This is a genomic window from Anaerolineales bacterium (assembly GCA_015075625.1).
GTDB lineage: Bacteria > Chloroflexota > Anaerolineae > Aggregatilineales > UBA2796 > UBA2796.
In genome coordinates, this window is sequence record JABTTZ010000004.1 from 120,713 (window position 1) to 139,086 (window position 18,374).

General features: G+C 58.0%; 17 protein-coding genes. 12 read left to right on the forward strand and 5 right to left on the reverse strand.

Features of this window, described 5'->3' with window-relative positions; translation table 11 throughout:
* Window positions 1-3 precede the first annotated feature (3 nt).
* On the forward strand, window positions 4-2,019 hold the full coding sequence (locus tag HS103_18210) for an ABC transporter ATP-binding protein (GenBank protein ID MBE7514729.1): 2,016 nt from the start codon (window positions 4-6) through the stop codon (window positions 2,017-2,019).
* An 85-nt stretch (window positions 2,020-2,104) separates the two neighbouring features.
* Here the strand turns inward: HS103_18210 and HS103_18215 are convergent, their stop codons facing one another.
* Window positions 2,105-3,427 carry an NAD(P)/FAD-dependent oxidoreductase gene (locus HS103_18215; GenBank protein ID MBE7514730.1) on the reverse strand — a complete coding sequence of 441 codons (1,323 nt, stop codon included), beginning with the start codon at window positions 3,425-3,427 and terminating at the stop codon, window positions 2,105-2,107.
* A 293-nt stretch (window positions 3,428-3,720) separates the two neighbouring features.
* Between HS103_18215 and HS103_18220 the strand changes: the two genes are divergently transcribed.
* The 11 genes from HS103_18220 (at window position 3,721) to HS103_18270 (ending at window position 15,990) form a co-directional block, all read left to right on the forward strand.
* Window positions 3,721-4,902 carry a hypothetical protein gene (locus tag HS103_18220; GenBank protein MBE7514731.1) on the forward strand — a complete coding sequence of 394 codons (1,182 nt, stop codon included), beginning with the start codon at window positions 3,721-3,723 and terminating at the stop codon, window positions 4,900-4,902.
* A 23-nt stretch (window positions 4,903-4,925) separates the two neighbouring features.
* Complete coding sequence (locus tag HS103_18225; GenBank protein ID MBE7514732.1) at window positions 4,926-5,402, forward strand: dehydratase; 477 nt, start codon at window positions 4,926-4,928, stop codon at window positions 5,400-5,402.
* 7 nt (window positions 5,403-5,409) lie between these two features.
* Window positions 5,410-6,243, forward strand: a complete 834-nt coding sequence (locus HS103_18230) for an SUMF1/EgtB/PvdO family nonheme iron enzyme (GenBank protein ID MBE7514733.1) — start codon at window positions 5,410-5,412, stop codon at window positions 6,241-6,243.
* A 12-nt stretch (window positions 6,244-6,255) separates the two neighbouring features.
* A complete protein-coding gene (locus HS103_18235; GenBank protein MBE7514734.1) occupies window positions 6,256-7,059 on the forward strand; it encodes an RNA methyltransferase in 804 nt (267 codons plus the stop codon).
* 78 nt (window positions 7,060-7,137) lie between these two features.
* Window positions 7,138-8,055, forward strand: coding sequence for a UbiA family prenyltransferase (locus HS103_18240; protein ID MBE7514735.1), 918 nt, complete (start codon window positions 7,138-7,140; stop codon window positions 8,053-8,055).
* Between the two features lie 55 nt (window positions 8,056-8,110).
* Window positions 8,111-9,082, forward strand: coding sequence for an NAD(P)H-binding protein (locus tag HS103_18245; protein ID MBE7514736.1), 972 nt, complete (start codon window positions 8,111-8,113; stop codon window positions 9,080-9,082).
* Between the two features lie 58 nt (window positions 9,083-9,140).
* On the forward strand, window positions 9,141-11,000 hold the full coding sequence (locus HS103_18250; GenBank protein MBE7514737.1) for a tRNA uridine(34) 5-carboxymethylaminomethyl modification radical SAM/GNAT enzyme Elp3: 1,860 nt from the start codon (window positions 9,141-9,143) through the stop codon (window positions 10,998-11,000).
* Between the two features lie 167 nt (window positions 11,001-11,167).
* Complete coding sequence (locus tag HS103_18255; GenBank protein MBE7514738.1) at window positions 11,168-11,734, forward strand: HD domain-containing protein; 567 nt, start codon at window positions 11,168-11,170, stop codon at window positions 11,732-11,734.
* A gap of 2 nt (window positions 11,735-11,736) precedes the next feature.
* Window positions 11,737-12,360: a flavin reductase family protein gene (locus HS103_18260; protein MBE7514739.1), complete on the forward strand. Its 624-nt coding sequence runs from the start codon at window positions 11,737-11,739 to the stop codon at window positions 12,358-12,360.
* Between the two features lie 218 nt (window positions 12,361-12,578).
* Window positions 12,579-13,943: an ATP-binding protein gene (locus HS103_18265; protein MBE7514740.1), complete on the forward strand. Its 1,365-nt coding sequence runs from the start codon at window positions 12,579-12,581 to the stop codon at window positions 13,941-13,943.
* Between the two features lie 406 nt (window positions 13,944-14,349).
* On the forward strand, window positions 14,350-15,990 hold the full coding sequence (locus HS103_18270) for an ABC-F family ATP-binding cassette domain-containing protein (protein MBE7514741.1): 1,641 nt from the start codon (window positions 14,350-14,352) through the stop codon (window positions 15,988-15,990).
* Window positions 15,991-16,045: 55 nt separating this feature from the next.
* Here HS103_18270 and HS103_18275 read toward each other — a convergent pair whose 3' ends face one another.
* Genes HS103_18275 through HS103_18290 form a run of 4 tightly spaced genes read right to left on the reverse strand, consistent with a single transcriptional unit; the run spans window position 16,046 to window position 18,248 of the window.
* Window positions 16,046-16,270, reverse strand: a complete 225-nt coding sequence (locus HS103_18275) for a HEAT repeat domain-containing protein (GenBank protein MBE7514742.1) — start codon at window positions 16,268-16,270, stop codon at window positions 16,046-16,048.
* Between the two features lie 4 nt (window positions 16,271-16,274).
* Window positions 16,275-16,565, reverse strand: a complete 291-nt coding sequence (locus tag HS103_18280; GenBank protein ID MBE7514743.1) for a hypothetical protein — start codon at window positions 16,563-16,565, stop codon at window positions 16,275-16,277.
* A complete protein-coding gene (locus HS103_18285; GenBank protein ID MBE7514744.1) occupies window positions 16,558-17,094 on the reverse strand; it encodes a HEAT repeat domain-containing protein in 537 nt (178 codons plus the stop codon). Before HS103_18285 ends, HS103_18280 begins: the two co-directional genes overlap by 8 nt.
* A gap of 53 nt (window positions 17,095-17,147) precedes the next feature.
* On the reverse strand, window positions 17,148-18,248 hold the full coding sequence (locus HS103_18290; GenBank protein MBE7514745.1) for a hypothetical protein: 1,101 nt from the start codon (window positions 18,246-18,248) through the stop codon (window positions 17,148-17,150).
* Between the last annotated feature and the right edge of the window lie 126 nt (window positions 18,249-18,374).

An 18,374-nucleotide genomic window follows, 5' to 3' on the forward strand; every position in this document is an offset into this window, starting at 1 on the left:
CCTATGATGGGAGGGTTAGACGGCGCACGCCGTCTCATGGAACGCGATGTGATCAAACCGAAGAACGTCGGGACAACCATCCGTCGTTTCGTGGGGTACATCGGCAAACAATGGGTAAACCTGATTATCGTTGTTGTGCTGATCGTGTTTGCGGCGTGGACGCAAGTCACCGCCCCCGATTTGATTGGGCAGGCGATTGACTGCTACGTGTTCGTTCGCCCGCAAAGCAGCGGCACATCGGCTTGTTGGTATGCCGCCGAGGATTCTCGCGCTATTGATGCCCGTGTCCAAGCCGATGCCAGCATTCCCGATGCCCAGAAGCAGGATGCAGCCAACAGCGCCAAAATTCAAGGGTTGGGCAGCATTGCCTTGCTCTTGGTGGGGTTGTTCATCGCCGCCTCGGTGGTGAATGGCGCAGCCTTTTACCTTATGGCGCGGACGGGGCAGCACGCCCTCGCCGGAATCCGCCGCGATCTGTTCAAGCACATGCACGAACTCTCTATCGGCTATTACGCCGAAAACGAGGCGGGCAATCTCATGAGCCGTGTCACCAGCGATACGGATACCATTCAGCAGGTTTTGAACTTCGCCCTGCTCAGCGTCTTTAGCGGCTTGCTACTGATGACTTGGATTGGGATTAAGATGCTCAACGCGAACGTCCCCTATGCCTTGCTCAGTTTGGCAATTGTCCCCCTAATGATCTGGGCGACCAGTTATTTTTCGGGGCAGGCACGGCGTGCCTTCCGCAAAAGCCGCGAGGTGATGGGCAGCGTCAATGCCGACCTTCAAGAGAGCATCTCCGGCGTCCGCGAATCACAGGCGTTCAACCGCGAACGCGAGAATATCGCGCAGTTCCAGCGGGTGAACGCCCAAAACCGTGATGCAAACGTCCGCGCCGCCAGTTTCACCGCCGCCCTGACGCCCGTCCTAGAGGCGCTTGGCTATGTGGCAATCGGCGTCGTAGTTGTTGTTGGTGGGCTGTCTGTCCTCCGCAACGAGCCGCTCCTCGGCGCGACAACGATCACCTTAGGGACGGTCTTTGCCTTCGTCCAATATGTTCAGCGCTTCAACCAACCGATCCAGCAAATCGCTATCTTGTGGACGAACATCCAAAGCGCGATTGCCGGTGCGGAACGGATTTTCAACCTGATCGACACTCCCGCTGAGATCACCGATAAGCCGAACGCCAAGCCGATCCCAGAGATCAAGGGCGATGTCGTCTTTGAGAATGTCACCGCTGAGTACAAACAAGGCGAACCCGTCTTGCGTGGGGTGAGCTTTGCCGCCAAGCCCGGCGAATCAATTGCCATTGTCGGACCCACCGGCGCGGGCAAGACGACGATCATCAATCTGATCCCCCGTTTCTATGATGTAACGGGCGGGCGGGTGACCATTGATGGGCTTGATGTGCGCGATGTCGATAGCGAAAGCCTCCGTTCCCAAATCGGAATCGTCTTGCAAGACAGCTTTCTGTTCAGCGATACGATCTTGAACAACATCCGTTATGGGCGCTTGGATGCCACCGATGAGGAAGTGATCGAGGCGGCGAAACTCGTCAGCGCCGACACCTTCATCGAGCGCCTACCCGAAAAATATCACACCGTTCTGGGTGAACGCGGCGGTGGGCTAAGTCAGGGGCAGCGGCAATTGATCAGCATCGCCCGCGCCGCCCTGAAGAACCCGCGCATCCTGATTTTGGATGAGGCAACCTCCAGCGTGGATACCCGTACCGAAAAGCTCATCCAACGGGCGTTGGAGAAGCTTCTGGCGGGACGGACGGCGTTTATCATTGCCCACCGCCTCAGCACGATCCGCAATGCGAACAACGTCTTGGTGATCAACGCGGGCGAGATTGTCGAAAGCGGCACACATAACGACCTTTTGGCAGCGAAGAGCGCCTACTACGACCTCTACATGAGCCAGTTCCGGCGCGAAGAAGACATGGCAGCAGTGAACACCAGCACCGAGATGGTCAACAAACGGAACGGGCAGTTAAACCCGCTCACGGCGGGCGGATAAAGACTCTGAGAAGGGACGCCCGACACAGGGCATCCGACAGGGTGTCCGCGTCCCTAGCGCGGGTGGGTTAAACCCACCCGCTAGACTACCCCTCGTGGCGTACCCCCGCCGATTCGGGGGACAACCCCACATCCCCCGTGATCAAGCGTGCCGCCCGATTCCGCGTGAGGTAGCTCCACCCCCACTGCATAAAGACGAGGATGCGGTTTTGGAAGCGCACCAGCGTCATCAGGTGAACAAAGAGCCACACCAGCCAACCGAGAAAGCCCGTGAAGTGGATGACGCGCAAGTCAACCACCGCCGCCGCCCGCCCGATGGTTGCCATCGTCCCTTTGTCGAAATAATGGAAGGGTTTCGCCTCCGATGTCCCCGCCGCCCGCGCTGCGATCACCCCCGCCACATAGCGCCCCTGTTGCTGCGCCACCGGGCAAAGTCCAGGCAAGGGCTTGCCTTCCTTGCCTTTGCAATGCGCCATATCCCCGATTACGAAGATGTTCGGGTACTTTGCTATGGTTAGATCGGGCTGGACAATTACCCGTCCGGCGGGGTCACGCTCTACGCCTGTCGCCCGTTGCAGCGCATCGGCAAGAGGCGTCGCCTTGATTCCCGTTGACCAAATCACGTTGCGGGTGGGGATCATCTCCACCCCTGCTCCCGTTTTCAGCGTCACCGCCGAGGCGGTCACCTCAGTGACCATCGTCCCTACTCGCGGCGTCGCTCCCAATTTTTCCAGGGCGCGGGCGGCGGTTGCCGAAAGCTCCGGCGGGTAGCTCGGCAAGATGCGCTCTCCCCCCTCGGCAAGAAGAACGCGGGCGGTGGCGGGGTCAATCGTCCGAAAGTTCCCTTTCAGCGTGTGGCGGGCAATCTCGGCGATTGCCCCTGCCATTTCCACGCCCGTCGGTCCCCCGCCAACGACGACGAAGGTCAGCCATTTTGCCCGCTCTGCCGCGTCGCTCTCGCGTTCCGCCGCTTCAAAGGCATAAAGAACACGGGCACGAATGCGCGTGGCATCTTCAATTGTTTTCAGACCCGGCGCGTGTGCTTCCCACGATTCATGCCCAAAATAGTGCGGGCGCACCCCCGCCGCCAAGACAAGCGTATCGTAGGGGATTTCTTCCCCATCGGTGAGGATCACGCGGCGGTTGGCAGCATCAATATCGGTCACTTCCCCCAAAATGACCTGCACATTCTTGTTTTTCTTCAGGATAGCACGCAGCGGGGCGGCGATGTTCGCTGGCGAAAGCGCCCCTGTCGCCACCTGATAGAGCAGCGGTTGAAAAAGGTGGAAATTACGCCGGTCAATCAAGGTAATTGCCGCCTTTGCCCGTTGGAGACGTTTTGCCACCTCCAAGCCCCCAAACCCCCCGCCAACAATCACAATTCGCTCAGTTGTCTGCTGTGTTTGCATGGTTCTCCCCTTCTTTTGCTGGTTCTCGCCTCTGCCTCGGCTGCCTGTGGTTGGTGGTGTTCTTCGTCATTTCTTTGACGCATCGCTCATCGTGAAATTTACCACAATATTGTGATAAAAGTCACTAGAAATAGTAATAAAGACTATAGCTACGATTTTAAGCTATGGTTGCGGTGTCTTTTCACGAATAGCCTTGCTGCCTTTCTATCTCTTTCAGGATCATCGGCTATACTTGCTAAGGATAGTGAGATGAGTATCCCTCAGAGCATCGATGGGCATGGAGATGTTTTGTTATGGCGCGTAGGACATACACGGGTAAACAGATAGGGGTGGCAGCGCTGATAGGAATCATGGCGCTCGTTTTAGCGGCGTGCGGCGGCGGTGGCGCGGCAACCCCCACAGCCGGTGCAGGGATTCCTCCCACTATTGATCCGGCGGCGACGCTCGTGGTGACCTCAGCTGTGCCAACGGCAGTGGCGATGGTGAACGAAGTTTTGCCCACGAACAGCCTGATTCTCACCCAACTGAGCCGCCCCCTTGCCCAACTCCCCGATGGACGGGTGGTCACGCTCAGCGAGGATCGCTTCGGGGCGCAAGGCTCTCCTGATGGGCGCTATGGCGTGCGGACAACCCTTATCAACAGCACCTTCACTCTTGAACTTGTCGATTACAGCGATGGGCAAGGCGGCACGGTGACAGCTATTCCCGAAGGGGCAAATTTCTATGGTCCGGGCATTACTTGGAAAGCCGATTCGTCGGGGTTTGCCTTTTTCGATTTTCCGCCACCAGGGGGAGCAAACCGCACCACTAGCAAAACAATCTTCTATTTTGACGTTGCCAGCAAACAAACCCGCCGCCTGATTCCCGACCTGAAAACGCCGGGGAAAATCGCCGCCTCGTTCGCCTTTGCCCCCAACGGCAGCCTACTGCTTTATGTGGTGGGCGATGCCAATGCCGAGGGGATAGGCGGTCCAGACTCGCAGCCCGTCGTTCTCGATTTGGCAACCAGCCAAAGCACATCGATCTCTACGGAATCGTTCTTAGGGTTTAGCCAATGGCTGCCCGATTCCAGCGGCTTTGTCACTCTGAAATTTGATGACACAGGCGCAAGCGGCGTCTATCTTTACAAGCTGAACGATACGGGCAGCCCCAAACGCTTGACTCCCACAACCGATTCGGATTTTCTGGTCGATGTCTCGCCCGATGGCAAGTTCATCGCTACCACCTCGGTGGGGACAAGCGGGAACGTTGTCAATGTCTACCGCATGGGGATTGATGGTGGCGGACGGACGCAACTGACGAGTTTTGAAGACCCGCAACAGACGATCACCGGGTTGGTGTGGGGTGTCGATGGCGTTTATTACAGCCTGACCGGGGGGGATGGCGAAGATACCATTTGGCGCGTTGACCTTGACGGGCGAAACCCTACGCAGGTTGCTACCGGAACGCTCTACCGCATCGTTGGTGTAGGTTAAATTAAAAGGGAGAGACGTGCTGTATGTCGGATGCAGAAAGCCGCTTTCGTGGGCTGTGGTTTGAGGAATTCACCCCAGGGTTGATGATCCAAACGCGGGGACGGACGATCACCGAGACAGACCTTGTGAATTTCGCTGGTGTCTCTGGGGATTACAACCCCATGCACACGAACGCGGACTATGCCCAAACCACCGATTTCAAGGCACGGGTCGCACACGGCGCGTTGATCTTCAGTGTGGCAACCGGGCTGGCATACCAACTGGGCATTTTAGAAGGAACGGTTATTGCCTTTCGGGAATTCGGAATGAAGCTAAGCCTCCCCGTGTTCATTGGCGATACGATTCATGTTGACCTGACGGTGAAGGAAAGCAAGCCGATGGCGCGTTTGGGCGGCGGTCTGGTCGTCCTTGATGTGCGCGTTATAAACCAGCGTGATGACGTGGTTCAGCGTGGAGATTGGGCAATTTTGATGAAAGCAGCCCCAAAAACACCGAAATGAGTAAAGGATGCCAACGCCGGATCAACAACACCTGATTGATGCCCTTTTTGATATGCGGCGCACGCCCCCCGAACGCGCCGAAATTGGCGTTCGCCTCGCCACATTGGGGGATTCGCGTCCCGGCGTGGGTGTTCGCCCCGATGGACTTCCCGATCTCCTTTGGACAGTCGTTCCAGAGGGAGTTTTTCTCTACCGCGCAGATCGGAAACGCGAGCATTTGCCCACCTTTCGGATCAGCATTTATCCCATTACGTACAGCCAATTTGAAACCTTTTTGGACGCTCCCGACGGTTTTAGCGAGCCACATTGGTGGATGGGCTTGGCGCGGACGGAAAAAATGCCCGGCAAAGCCCATAATACATGGGGAAATCACCCGCGTGAGTCCATCAATTGGTTTGAGGCAGCCGCCTTTTGCCGCTGGCTAAGCGTGAAAATGAACATGACCATCCGGCTTCCCCACGAGCGCGAATGGGAGAAGGCAGCGCGGGGCATCGACGGGCGCTTGTACCCCTGGGGCGGCGATTACGTCAGCGGCTATGCCAATGTGGACGAAGTGACCAGCCAAAGCGGAAGCTATCATTTAGGGCGTACAACGGCGGTGGGGATTTACCCGCCGACAAGCGCCTCCCCTTATGGCGCGTTTGACATGGTGGGCAATGTTGCCGAATGGTGTACCAACGGCTTTAGTGATGAGGATACGACGGGCGTCAGTGATCGAGTCGTTCGCGGCGGCTCATACGAGGATCAACCCCTCAATGCGACCATCCCAAGCCGTGCAATGGTGCCAAGCCGCTTACGCTATGAACGGATCGGCTTTCGCGTGGTGGCAGAGACTACCTAAGTGTATCGTCCCATGATCACTAGCACGACAAACCCCCTCATCAAACGCCTTCGCGCCTTACGCACCCGCAAAGGGCGCGACGAGGCGGGCGCATCGTTAGTGGAGGGTATTCGGCTTGTCGCTGCTGCTGCCGAAAGCGGTGCTATCTTAGAGTCAATCATTATTGCCCCGGATCGGCTCACCAGCCTCTTTGCCCGCGATCTCATCGCCACCCAAGCGGCACGAGACATCCCTATCGCAGAGGTTTCGGCGGCTGTTTTCGAGAGCTTTTCTGGCAAGGAAAATCCCCAAGGGATTGCTGCCATCGTCCGCCAATCATGGACACCCCTCACGGCGATCCAACCAGAGAATGCCCTTTTTTGGGTGGCGCTACGGGCGGCACAAGACCCAGGCAACATCGGGACGATCCTCCGCACCTGTGATGCGGTGGGCGCGGCGGGGGTGATTTTCCTTGACGGTGGCGCTGATCCCTATGACCCCTCAGCCATCCGCGCCAGCATGGGGGCGCTCTTTGCTCTGCGCGTGGCACGGGCATCCTTTGAGTCATTCGCGGCGTGGGTTCAGGGCGGCGGATGGCAGGTTGTTGGGGCGGCGGATCATGCCGCGCACAGCTACCGCGCCTATGCTTACCCCGCTCCCTTGATTCTGCTTATGGGCAGCGAACGGGAAGGGTTGACCACCGAACAACAAGCGCTTTGCACGGCGATGGTGGCAATTCCCCAAGTGGGAAGCGTCGATTCCCTGAATCTGGCGGTGGCGACAGGCATCTTGCTCTATGAGATTTTTCACCAGCGCCGGACTGTGCGTATCGAATGACCCCAGCGCGGGTTTTTCTTCCCGAATAATATAGACTGGAATACGTTAGCGAAACCGTGAACAATACGGAGACACTCTGTGCAGGTGGACGCAATCTCGAAACCCAATGCCTCGAAACTTCGGGGGTTACTCCGGCTTACGCGCTGGACAGAATTTGTCCCTTATGTCTTTCCCCTGACGACCTTCGGGGCGCTTATGGCAACAAAGGCGACAGGAACGGCGATTGATGGGCGATTGATCGTTGCCATTCTCGCCAATCTGTTGGTGGGCGCTTATGCCTTCATGATCAATGATATTGAAGATGCCCCTGACGATGCCTTTGATCCGGCGCGTGCGGCGCGGAATCCCGTTGCCGCCGGAGAGATCAGCGCCCGCGAGGGCTGGCTGGCAACGCTTGCCTGTGGAGCGCTTGCTCTCGTCTTGTTTGCCCTGTTGGGTCTGCCGGTGCTGCTCACTGGCGGCTTGAATCTTGTCCTTGCCCACCTCTATTCGTGGAAGATTATCCGCCTGAAGGCATATCCGGTGGCAGATGTCGTCTCCCACGCCCTCATGTTGAGCGGCTTGGTGTTCCTGATCGGCTATTTCACCTTTCACAATCAACCCGGCGCGGTGTGGTGGATTGTCCTCTCCATGACCCTTGTGTCGTGTTATGGGCAGTTGTATAACCAAGTCCGCGATTTCGAGGCAGACAAAGCCGCCGGCTTGCACAACACGGCAATCCTGATTGGGGAACGCGCCGCACACCTTTTGGGCTATGCCTTTGTTGGGGCGGCTGTCGTCATTTTGATCGGGGTGTTCATCAGCGGACTGATCCCTTGGTGGGTCTTGATCGCCCCGTTGGCTGCTTTGCCATTGTTCCTCATCATTCGCCCCCAACGCGATATGCGCGGCGGCGAGGCGGCAAATCTCAGCGGAAAAATGCAGTGGGCAACGATGCTGCTCTACAACCTTGCCATTGGTGTCTGGTTCATCGCCGCTTTGTTAAAATTGTGGTGATGGTATACCTCTCTCACCGTCACCCTCTGCTCATTCAGATGGTTCAAGGCACGTCATGATTATCGTCACTGGCGGGGCGGGTTTTATCGGGCGTCGGCTTGTGGCGCGGCTGCTCCGTGAGGGGTATACGGTGCGCGTGATCACTCCCCCCCTGCGAACGATTCTTGGTGGTCGCTCCCTCCCCGCCACCTTTGAAGGGCTGGCGGGCGCAGAGCGGCTAACCGTTGTGCCGGGCGCCTTGGAGAATGTTGAGGCGCTTCATCGCGTCATGCTGGGGGTGCATACCGTGTTTCATCTCGCCAGCGCGGGTTGGGAAGGGCGCCCCCGCGACCTGAAAACAGTAGACCTCGGCGGGATGCAGAATATCATCGCTGCCGCGCGTTCGGCGCGGGTGGGGCGGGTGATTGTCCTCAGCCACTTGGGAGCGTCGCCCGCCTCAGGCTTTGCCCTGTTGAAGATCAAAGGGGAAATTGAGGAAGCGGTCAAGACAAGCGGGCTTGCCTATACCATTTTTCGCTGTGGGGTTGTCTTTGGCGAAGGCGATCAGTTTGTCAATGGCATTGCCCGCCTGCTCCGCGCCAACCCGCTGCTTTATTTTCAGCCGGGGCATGGTGAGGGGCTGCTACACCCCATCTACATTGACGATCTGATCGAAGCCCTCATCCGCTCCCTCGATCACCTTGATACGGTCGATGCCCTTCTCTCCGTTGGGGGGCCCGAATACGTCACCTACAACGAGATGGTACGGACGATCATGCGTGTTACACGGGCGCGACGGACGATTGTGAACATCCCTCCCTATCTGCTCCGGGCGATCAACCGCCTGACACACCGCTTGTTTCCCGCCTTTCCGGGGTCGCCCCAATGGTTTGACATCCTCGCCGGAAACCGCACTGCGCCGATGGGGACGCTCTACAATGTGTTCGGTATCCATCCCGTCCGCTTTGAGGATACCATCCTCACCTACATGCCCAAACGCCGTTACCGCGCAGAGTTGATGCGCACCTTGCTGCGGCGGCGGGCATAAAGCGCACCGCCCCCCGCTAAGGATGAGTCGCCGTACAAGACGTAGTACAATAGAGGGCATGATACCCTACCGTCCCACGCTTGATTTAACCACACACCGCGCCCCCCTGCTGGCGATTCTTCGCGCCGTGATCGCTGCTCCCACCCTCTCGCGCCACGCCCTTGAAGGGCTTTTGCGCGTCCATTTAAAGGTGGTTGAGGGGCGGAGGGTGTTCTTCACCAACGATGAGCTTGTCCGCGCCTATCGTGAATTCACAGCGTCGGGCGACCTACCGCCCTTTGATTCTGCCGTCTTAAAACGCCTTCGGCTGAAACCAATCCGCACAGCGTCCGGCGTGACCACCGTGACCGTCCTCACCAAACCCTTCCCCTGCCCCGGTGAGTGTATCTTCTGCCCCAACGATGTACGGATGCCCAAAAGCTACCTTGCCGATGAGCCGGGCGCTCAGCGGGCGGGGCAAAACGCCTTTGACCCTTACCTCCAAACTCACTCCCGCCTGACGGCGTTGGATCGGATGGGCCACCCTACCGAGAAAATTGAGGTGATCATCCTCGGCGGCACATGGTCGTTTTACCCCGAAACCTATCAAATTTGGTTTGTGCGCCGTATTTTCGACGCGCTGAACGACTTTGGGCGTGGAGTTGATCAGAGCGCCGAGGTGCGAACGGCGTTGGCGGTGGGGTCGCAGTTTCAGCCGACGCTTGGCGGGCAAAGCGCCTCCCCCATCACCCTGCACGGGGAAACCCTTACTGAAAGCTACAATCAGGTTGTTCAGGCGCTCTACCGCGAGGAAATACATCGTTCGCGTCAGGGCGCTGAGGCGGTGGCGCGGGGCGACCTCCCCCGAACGCCGATCACCGAATACGCCACATGGTCAGAGTTGGCAGCGGCGCACCGAGCGAACGAAGATGCCCCTTCGCGCTGCGTTGGGCTGGTTGTTGAGACGCGCCCCGATCACCTCAGCGTGGAAGAAGTCCTCCGCATCCGCCGCTTGGGGGCGACAAAAGTGCAGATCGGCTTTCAAAGCCTCTCCGATGACATTCTCCGGCTGAACAAGCGCGGGCATACGGTTGCCGCCACACGCCGTGCGGTGCGTCTTTTGCGGGCGGCGGGCTTCAAGATTCATGCCCACTGGATGCCCAACCTCTATGGGGCAACGCCCGCCTCCGACGCCGGGGAATATCACCGCCTGTTTGCCGATCCCGATTTTCGCCCTGACGAATTGAAACTCTACCCCTGCTCGCTGATCGAGAGCGCCGAACTGATGACACACTACCGCGCCGGACGTTGGCGTCCCTACAGCGAGGATGAATTGATCACCCTGCTGGAGACCTGCTTTCGCCACACGCCCGACTACTGCCGTCTGACGCGGGTGATCCGCGATATTCCCGGCACGGATATTGTCGCCGGAAACAAACGCACCAATTTACGCCAGCTTGTCGAAGAACGGATGGCGGCGCGGGGCGAGCGCGGGACGGATATTCGCGCCCGTGAGATCAGGGGAGATCCCGTCGCCCCCGACGAGCTACGTCTTGACGTTCAAGCATATGATACCAGCATGGGACGGGATTACTTTCTCCAGTTCATCACAACAGATAGGCGCATTGCCGGATTTTTGCGTCTCTCGCTGCCAGACCGTCACACCGCGTCGCTCACCGAGGAACTGACCGACGCAGCGATCATCCGTGAAGTCCATGTCTACGGACAGTCGCTGCGTATTGGCGAGGCGGGCGAAGGGCGGGCGCAGCACACCGGATTAGGGACGCGCCTGATCGACCGTGCGGCGCAGATCGCCACCGAAGGGGGCTACCCACGCCTTGCCGTTATTTCGGCGGTTGGCACACGGGGCTACTATCGTGCGCGGGGCTTTGCCGATGGGTTGCTCTATCAGGTGCGGGCGCTGCATCCGGCTATCTAGGGCGTGTTCACCCCAGTGATCCCGCCGCTAAAGCAGCGGGCTGAAAACAGCCACCCCTTCGGGGCTTGGAAACTCCACCCTTCCCCATAAACAGAGAGGGGGTTAGGAGATGAGGGCAACGACGTGCCACCAGTTTGTAGGAAAACAACAAAGGACAAACATCTACCATGAACCGTGCTGAGGCTTGGGCGACAGTCTGCGAATTCGTTGCCTCCGATAGTCTGCGAAAACACATGCTCTCTGTAGAAGCCGCCATGCGCGGCTATGCCGATCATTATGGGGAGGACGCCGAAAGTTGGGGGCTTGTCGGCTTGCTCCATGATTTTGATTGGGAGATACATCCCTCTCTGGAGCAGCACCCCATGGACGGAGCGCCCATCCTGCGGGCGCGGGGAGTTTCTGAGGATGATATTCGTACCATCCTTAGCCACGCCTCCCGAACGGGCGAGGAACGAATCACCCTGCGCGATAAGGCGCTCTATGCCGTTGACGAACTGACCGGCTTGATCACGGCGGTCACGCTCGTTCGTCCCTCACGGAATATTGCCGATGTCGGCGTCGATTCGATTCGTAAAAAGTGGAAAGATAAAACCTTTGCAGCGGGCGTTATACGGGCGGATATTGAACACGGCGCAGCTCAGTTGGGCGTTGACCTCTGGGGCTTTCATGTGCCGCTCGTCTTGAAGGCGATGCAAGCCTGTGCTGCCGACCTCGGCTTGGCGGGGGATTCCTGACGATGATCGTGAATCCGGCTGAGATTGACAACACCCTTCGCTACAAGGTTTTGATCGGGAGCGTCGTCCCCCGCCCAATTGCCTGGGTGAGTTCGATGAACCGCGAGGGGGCGTTGAATCTTGCCCCCTTTTCCTTTTTCACGGTGGCGTCTACCGACCCCATGACGCTCATCTTCTGCCCACAGTTCGCCATCAAAGGTGGGCGTCCCAAAGACACCCTTTTAAACGTTCAAGATGTTCCCGAATTCGTCATTAACCTAACGAACGAAGACACTGCCGAGGCAATGAATCGCACCGCCACCGAACTCCCACGCGGGGAGAGCGAGTTTGCCTGGGCGGGGGTGACGCCCCTCCCTAGCCAGACCATCCGCGTTCCCCGCGTTGCCGAAGCGCCCATTGCCTTTGAATGTCGTTTGCAGCGGGTGGTGATGATCAGCGATCAGCCCGGCGGGGGGGCGGTGGTCTTTGGTGAGGTGCAGATGATTCACCTCCGCGACGATCTCTATAGCGCTAATGGACGGATTGCCCTCGATCTGCTCAAGCCCATTGCCCGTCTTGCCGGGGCAAGCTATGCGCGGGTGACGGATACCTTTGATCTCGAACGTATCCCCCCGCCCTTAGCCTAACGAACGCAATGCGGCGGGGCTGCCATACCCCCCGCCCGCACCCCTATGGGACTTAGAAGGCAAAAAACGCCCTTCGTCTTTCCCCCTCTCCGTCTGCGGGAAACGGATTAGGGCGTAAAAAGCCACCTGCGATAGGTTTGGAATTTGCCCAAGATTATCCGAACGCCTATACTTTTCTCAGCGTTTTCGGAGAAATTAACCAGAGGATAAGAAGCGACGTGGACGCACCAAAAACCGCCCCACCCCCACGCCAACCGTCATCCCAACCCGGGCAACCAGCCCCACGCCCCCCACAAGGGCAAAGTGGTGGCGAAGCGGATGTCTGGAACATCCTCCGCCCGCGTGAAACCCTGGAAGATTACGGCGTCCCCCCAACAATTATCTATGACCTGCTCATGCGGATGCTGTTCCAAGAAGGGGAAGTCAGCATCAAGCGCTTCATGGATGTGATCCGCATCAGTTTTCCGGTGGTTGATGCGATCATGCTCAAAATGCAGCAGGATCATCAGGTGGAAATTGCCCGTGCGGGCAACCTCGGACGCGCCAGTTACATTTACCGCCTCACCGACGAAGGGGCGGCACGCGCCCGCGATTCGCTGGATCGCAACCAATATGTCGGACCGATCCCCGTTCCAGTGGAAGTCTATAATCAGATGATTCTGATGCAAACCTCCACCCGTGCCAAGATTTCCCCCGATGATGTGCAGAAAGCGATTGCCCATCTGATCCTGCCCGATGGCTTTCACCGCCGTATCGGACCCGCCCTCAACGGCGGTTCGTCACTGTTTCTTTACGGTCCGCCGGGCAATGGCAAGACGACGGTGGCGCAGGCAATCGCCGGCATCCTCGCTGGCACAGACCCCATTTGGCTGCCCTATGCGGTCACAGCAGGCGGGCAGATCATCAGCATTTATGATCGCCTTGTTCACAAACCCTACGAACCAACGAAAGAACAGGCGGAAAACCTCGGTGAATATGACCGCCGATGGGGACTCTTTGATCGCCCGGCGGTGATGGTCGGCGGCGAACTGACGATGGAAGGGCTAGACCTTCGCTATGACGAGGTGAGCAAGTTCTATGAAGGACCGCTCCAATTAAAAGCAAACGGCGGCATGTTCCTCATTGATGACTTCGGACGCCAGCAGATGGAGCCGCAGCAGCTTCTCAACCGCTGGATCGTCCCACTCGAATCCGGGTTTGACTTCCTTCGACTGCGGACGGGGCAGACCATCCAAATGCCCTTCCGCCAATTGATCGTATTCAGCACCAACCTTGATCCCAATCAACTGATGGACGGGGCGTTTTTGCGCCGGATTCAGATGAAGGTGCAGATCGAAAGCCCCGATATTCGGATGTTCCACATCATCTTCGAGTCGATGTGCCGCCGCATGGGGGTTGAGCCGAACACCGATGTGTTCAAACACTTGGTAGAGGAATGGTATCGGAAGCCTAAGCGGACGCTCCAATCTGTCCACCCCCGCGATATTTTGAAGATCGTCCGTTCTCTGTGCGATTATGAAGGGAAGCCCTTCCAACTGACCCCCGCCCTCATTGACGAGGCGTGCCGCTGCTACTTCGTCTGATGGCTGCTCTGCCTAGCCTGCTCTCCCCTTGCCGCTGTGCGGGGCGAGGGTGAGTTAGACCGCTCTGGGAGGCTGTGCCTCCCACCCACCCTCACATAGATACCTGTTGACAGCGCACGCTCTTTTCCCTAAAATACCCCTTAGTGTTGGTGGATGTCTGTTTGAACATCTCCCGCACCTCTCAACCACAGAGTCAAGGATTACCCTCATGAGATTGCTCGGCACAACAGCTTAACCCCACACGGGTCTGCCTGTCTTTTGCCGACGATCTGGCGCGTCTTTTCGCGCCTCCCACCCATCACGCATACGATGCGCCACCTTCGGCATACGGCTAGGTCACCTTTCGTGGGGATCAGTTTCCTTTACCTGATCTACCTTCCCAAACCCGCGAAAGGACTCAGCAGCCATGCAGTTGACTGTTTCTAATCTCTCAAAATCCTACGGTGTTCACACCGTTCTTGATTCCGTCGGGCTAACGCTTGGCACAGGGCAGCGCATCGGTCTCGTCGGCGCAAACGGTGTCGGAAAATCAACCCTCCTGAAGTGCCTCATCGGGGAGATTGAGGCGGATAGCGCTGCGATTACGCTCACCCGTGCGGCGCGGATCGGCTATCTCGCCCAGACGATGGATGGCTTTGGCGGCGCGACTCTAGGGGATGTGATCGAGGCAGCCATTGCCCCCATCCGCGCCTTAGAGCAGCGTCTTCGCCAGCTTGAAGGGGAGATGGCGCTGCGCCCCGCCGCCCTAAGCACCATTCTTGATTCCTACGCCGAATGTCTAGAGGCTTACGAATGGGCGGGTGGGCATGACCTTGCCTACCGCATTGAGCGCGTTCTGAGCGGCTTGGGCGTTGCCCATCTCCCCCGCCAGCGCCTTGTGGAAACGTGTTCTGGTGGGGAAAAAGCGCGTGTCCGCCTAGCGATGCTGCTTTTGGGATCGCCCGATATGCTGCTCTTAGACGAACCCACGAATCATCTCGATGCGCTGAGTTTGGCATGGTTGGAGCGCTATCTGGCTGCCTCCCACAGTGCCATGTTGATCGTCTCTCATGATCGGCATTTCCTCAACCAGACGGTGAACGCCATTTTGGAAATTGATGAACACACCCATGCCCTAAAACGCTACAGTGGGAACTATGACGCCTACCTTGAGGCAAAACGGCTGGAACGCGCCCGCTGGCTTGAGGACTATGCCCGCCAAGAGGAACAAATCAAGGAACTCCGCCATGCAATCAAGGTGGAGGCGCGGCAGGTTGCCCACAACCGCCCCCCGAAAGATGGCGATAAATTGGTCTACAACGGGAAAAAGGCAAATGTCGAATCGACCATCGCCCGCCGCGTCCACAACGCGGAGGAACGCTTGCGGCGGATTGAGGCAGATCCCGTCCCCAAACCGCCCGATCCGTTGATCTTTGATGCCGATTTCGATCCCGCCGCTTTTGCTGGTCAGTTCCCGCTGATCGTCTCTGGAGTAGAGAAGGCATTTGGTGGGCGGTGCATCTTGCGCCATGTTTCCTTCGTCGTGGGAACACAAGCACGTATTCTGATCATCGGTGAAAACGGGGTGGGAAAGTCAACCTTGCTGCGCATCTTGGCGGGGGTGATGCCCCCCGATAGAGGGAGCATCACGCGCCACCCGCAAACACGACTTGGCTACCTTGATCAGGAATGTGAATCGCTCTCGCCAACGCTGACGCTCTTTGACGCCTACCGCGCCGGACTGCTCGGAACAGAACAGCAGCACAAGGCGGTCTTGCTCTCCTCTGGCTTGTTTCGCTATGCCGATCTCGACAAGCGGATCGCCGCGCTCAGCAGCGGGCAAAAACGGAAGGTGCAGATCGCCCGCACCATTGCCGAACGCGCCAACCTCCTGCTAGTGGACGAACCGACGAACTACATCAGTTTTGATGTCTTGGAATCATTCGAGGCGGCACTTCGTACCTTCCCCGGCGCGGTGATCGCCGTCTCTCATGATCGTCGTTTTCGGGAGGCATTTGCCGGAGAGGTATGGGAGTTGCGGGAAGGGGCGCTGCACACCCTTTCATAAGGACGAGAAACCCGATTGTATAGTCTATGGGCGGTTCGATACCGCCCTCCTATGCCTACCCCTTTTTCGAGGGATTCTGTTTAAAAAAGATTTCGCGTCCGGCTTCTTGGGCAAGCAGGCGCAGTTCCAACACTTCGTCATGATGAAAGACGTGTTCTAGGGCAGAAAGCGCGGCAGGGTCGCCCAATAAACGAAGCTGCTCAATTGAGTCTTTGCGAATATCGGGATTCTTGTTCTTCAACCGTTCGAGATGGTATTCCACCAAGCGGCGCGTTGCCATGAGGCTATTTTCCTTTCTTCAGTTGCGCCTTCGCCAAAATATCCGCAGCGCGGCGGCGTTCTTCTTCCGATGCGGGCGTTTCTGTCATCCGTCTTTCCTGTGCGTGGTAAATCGCTTTTCCGGCAAGCTGTGCCAAGCGACGCGTCTCCAGATCGGGATCAAGGGCGAACAAAACCGCCAGCTTTCCCAACGCAGCGGGATCGCCAAGCATCTCCAATTGGCGGATTGCCTCACGACGCACCGCTATTTCAGGGTCACTCAGCCTTCCCGTCCATAATTCCACAAGATCAGGCATCGTTCAACCCCTCGAAAAAATCGTCTGAAAGTCCCGCGTCCAAGAGCTCCAAAAGGGTCATATTCGTCCGCGTGGCAACGGGGGGGCGGCGCGGCTTGCCCGAACTGAGCAGCCCCGTCTGCCCGGTTTTGATCGTCGGGACGGGCGAGACAGGCGGGGGCGCCGGGCGGGGTGTGCTTGCCCCTCCGCGCAGTTCGTCCAAGAGTTCTTGTGCCAAAAGCTGCCCTTGCATCACGCCAAAGGTGCGATGATCTTTTTCCACAAGGCTGGCGAGGAAGGCTTCTTCTGCCGCGCTCATTTCACGAGGGGCAGTTGTTGCCACTTGGCTTTGCTGTTTCAGGGCAGCATAGACAATACGCCCCGCCCATTGGGCAATCTGGCGCACGCCGGGTTCAGGATCGTTCTTGAACACCTGCTCAATATCGCGTAGGGTGCGGGTTTCCTCAACCATCGCCAAAATTCGCAAGGCTTCAACCCGCGCCCATTGATCGGGATCGCGCAGTTTTTCGCGCAGTTCGTCCAGCAGCATGTCCACCCCTTCACACTCTATATTAGTATATGGAGGAATGTCCGGCACGGCAACTAGGGCAGCAGCCCCCGCAGCACTGTTGGCAAATAGGGCTTGAGAACATCAATAAAGAGCGGACCCATCAGCAGATCATTCCCGCGCAAGCCCGGTACATCGCCCCGCAAAATCACCCCTTCTTGCTTCAGGCACAGCCCCAAAATTGCCAGTGACCCATCGGGACGGCTGATCGAAAGCCGAACGTGATCGGGACACGCCGTATCGCGGGCAATGATGAAGTTGGCAATATTCAGCACCTCCACAAATTTCAGCAGTTCGGGCGTGTTTGCCACTAGCGTCACCGTTCGCTGGTACGATCCACTCAGCGGGTCAAGGACATCCAGCGCCAGACCATTCATATTTTCCAACTGGGCATTCGCGTAGGGGTTTAACACCGTCCCAATGACCGATGGATCGCTCACACTCGTTGTTGGCACGAGCGCATCAGGCGTGGAGGTGACGATCAGCACAATATCGGTGGGGGTCACAAAAACTGCTGGTGTGGGCGTTGCCGGAGCGGGAAGAGGGCGTCCGGCAATGAACAAGACGACGCACGCCGCCACAACACACAGCGTGGTGAATGCCCCTCCCGCCGCCAGTAGGGTCAAAATGTTGGGGTCGCGGGGGAACCATGGCGGCATACTATCCAGCCACCCCCGTGCAGGCGGGATAGGTGGCACATCGTTCCCCTGTGCGGGCTGCCCACCGTAGCCCGGCGTTGGCGGGTAGTTTTGGTAGGGCGCGTTCGGATCGCCAAAAGGACTTGGCACGGAGGATTCTTGATAGCGCGGGGAGATTTGCTGCTGTTGGTAACGATTCGGATCGTACTGTTCTGGCGGCGGATAATTCACATGGAGGTGCGGTTGGGTCACCGCCGCCTCTGGGCGTGGTGGTTGGGCGGGTGGCTGCGGCGTTGATGGCTGCGTAATTTGGGTCGGTTGGGGCGGCGGTGTTGGCTGTGATGGCGAATCGCCGCGCTCCTGTGCGCCTCGTTCGATCTGCCCACCCGTCCCTTTAATATGCGGCGAGAGTGGGGTTGGGCGCGGTTTTTTATCCTTATTCGGATCGTTTGGATCGTTGGGGGGCATGGTCGCCTCACTTTGCCATAGACAGTTCACAGATACCCTTCAAGGTATCCACCCAAACCTTAACCGATTTTTCTGTTTTTGGGCAATGGCGGTTTTGCCTTTTCGCTGATTCTGCGTATAGTCTTGGCACACACAGGCAGCATCTTAGATTAAGTG

Coding starts and splice junctions, on each gene's coding strand:
- HS103_18215 (MBE7514730.1), bottom strand. CDS start 3,427: ATGCAAACACAGCAGACAACTGAGCGAATTGTGATTGTTGGCGGGGGG.
- HS103_18270 (MBE7514741.1), top strand. CDS start 14,350: ATGCAGTTGACTGTTTCTAATCTCTCAAAATCCTACGGTGTTCACACC.
- HS103_18285 (MBE7514744.1), bottom strand. CDS start 17,094: ATGCTGCTGGACGAACTGCGCGAAAAACTGCGCGATCCCGATCAATGG.
- HS103_18275 (MBE7514742.1), bottom strand. CDS start 16,270: ATGGCAACGCGCCGCTTGGTGGAATACCATCTCGAACGGTTGAAGAAC.
- HS103_18235 (MBE7514734.1), top strand. CDS start 6,256: ATGATCACTAGCACGACAAACCCCCTCATCAAACGCCTTCGCGCCTTA.
- HS103_18255 (MBE7514738.1), top strand. CDS start 11,168: ATGAACCGTGCTGAGGCTTGGGCGACAGTCTGCGAATTCGTTGCCTCC.
- HS103_18245 (MBE7514736.1), top strand. CDS start 8,111: ATGATTATCGTCACTGGCGGGGCGGGTTTTATCGGGCGTCGGCTTGTG.
- HS103_18220 (MBE7514731.1), top strand. CDS start 3,721: ATGGCGCGTAGGACATACACGGGTAAACAGATAGGGGTGGCAGCGCTG.
- HS103_18260 (MBE7514739.1), top strand. CDS start 11,737: ATGATCGTGAATCCGGCTGAGATTGACAACACCCTTCGCTACAAGGTT.
- HS103_18230 (MBE7514733.1), top strand. CDS start 5,410: ATGCCAACGCCGGATCAACAACACCTGATTGATGCCCTTTTTGATATG.
- HS103_18225 (MBE7514732.1), top strand. CDS start 4,926: ATGTCGGATGCAGAAAGCCGCTTTCGTGGGCTGTGGTTTGAGGAATTC.
- HS103_18210 (MBE7514729.1), top strand. CDS start 4: ATGATGGGAGGGTTAGACGGCGCACGCCGTCTCATGGAACGCGATGTG.
- HS103_18280 (MBE7514743.1), bottom strand. CDS start 16,565: ATGCCTGATCTTGTGGAATTATGGACGGGAAGGCTGAGTGACCCTGAA.
- HS103_18250 (MBE7514737.1), top strand. CDS start 9,141: ATGATACCCTACCGTCCCACGCTTGATTTAACCACACACCGCGCCCCC.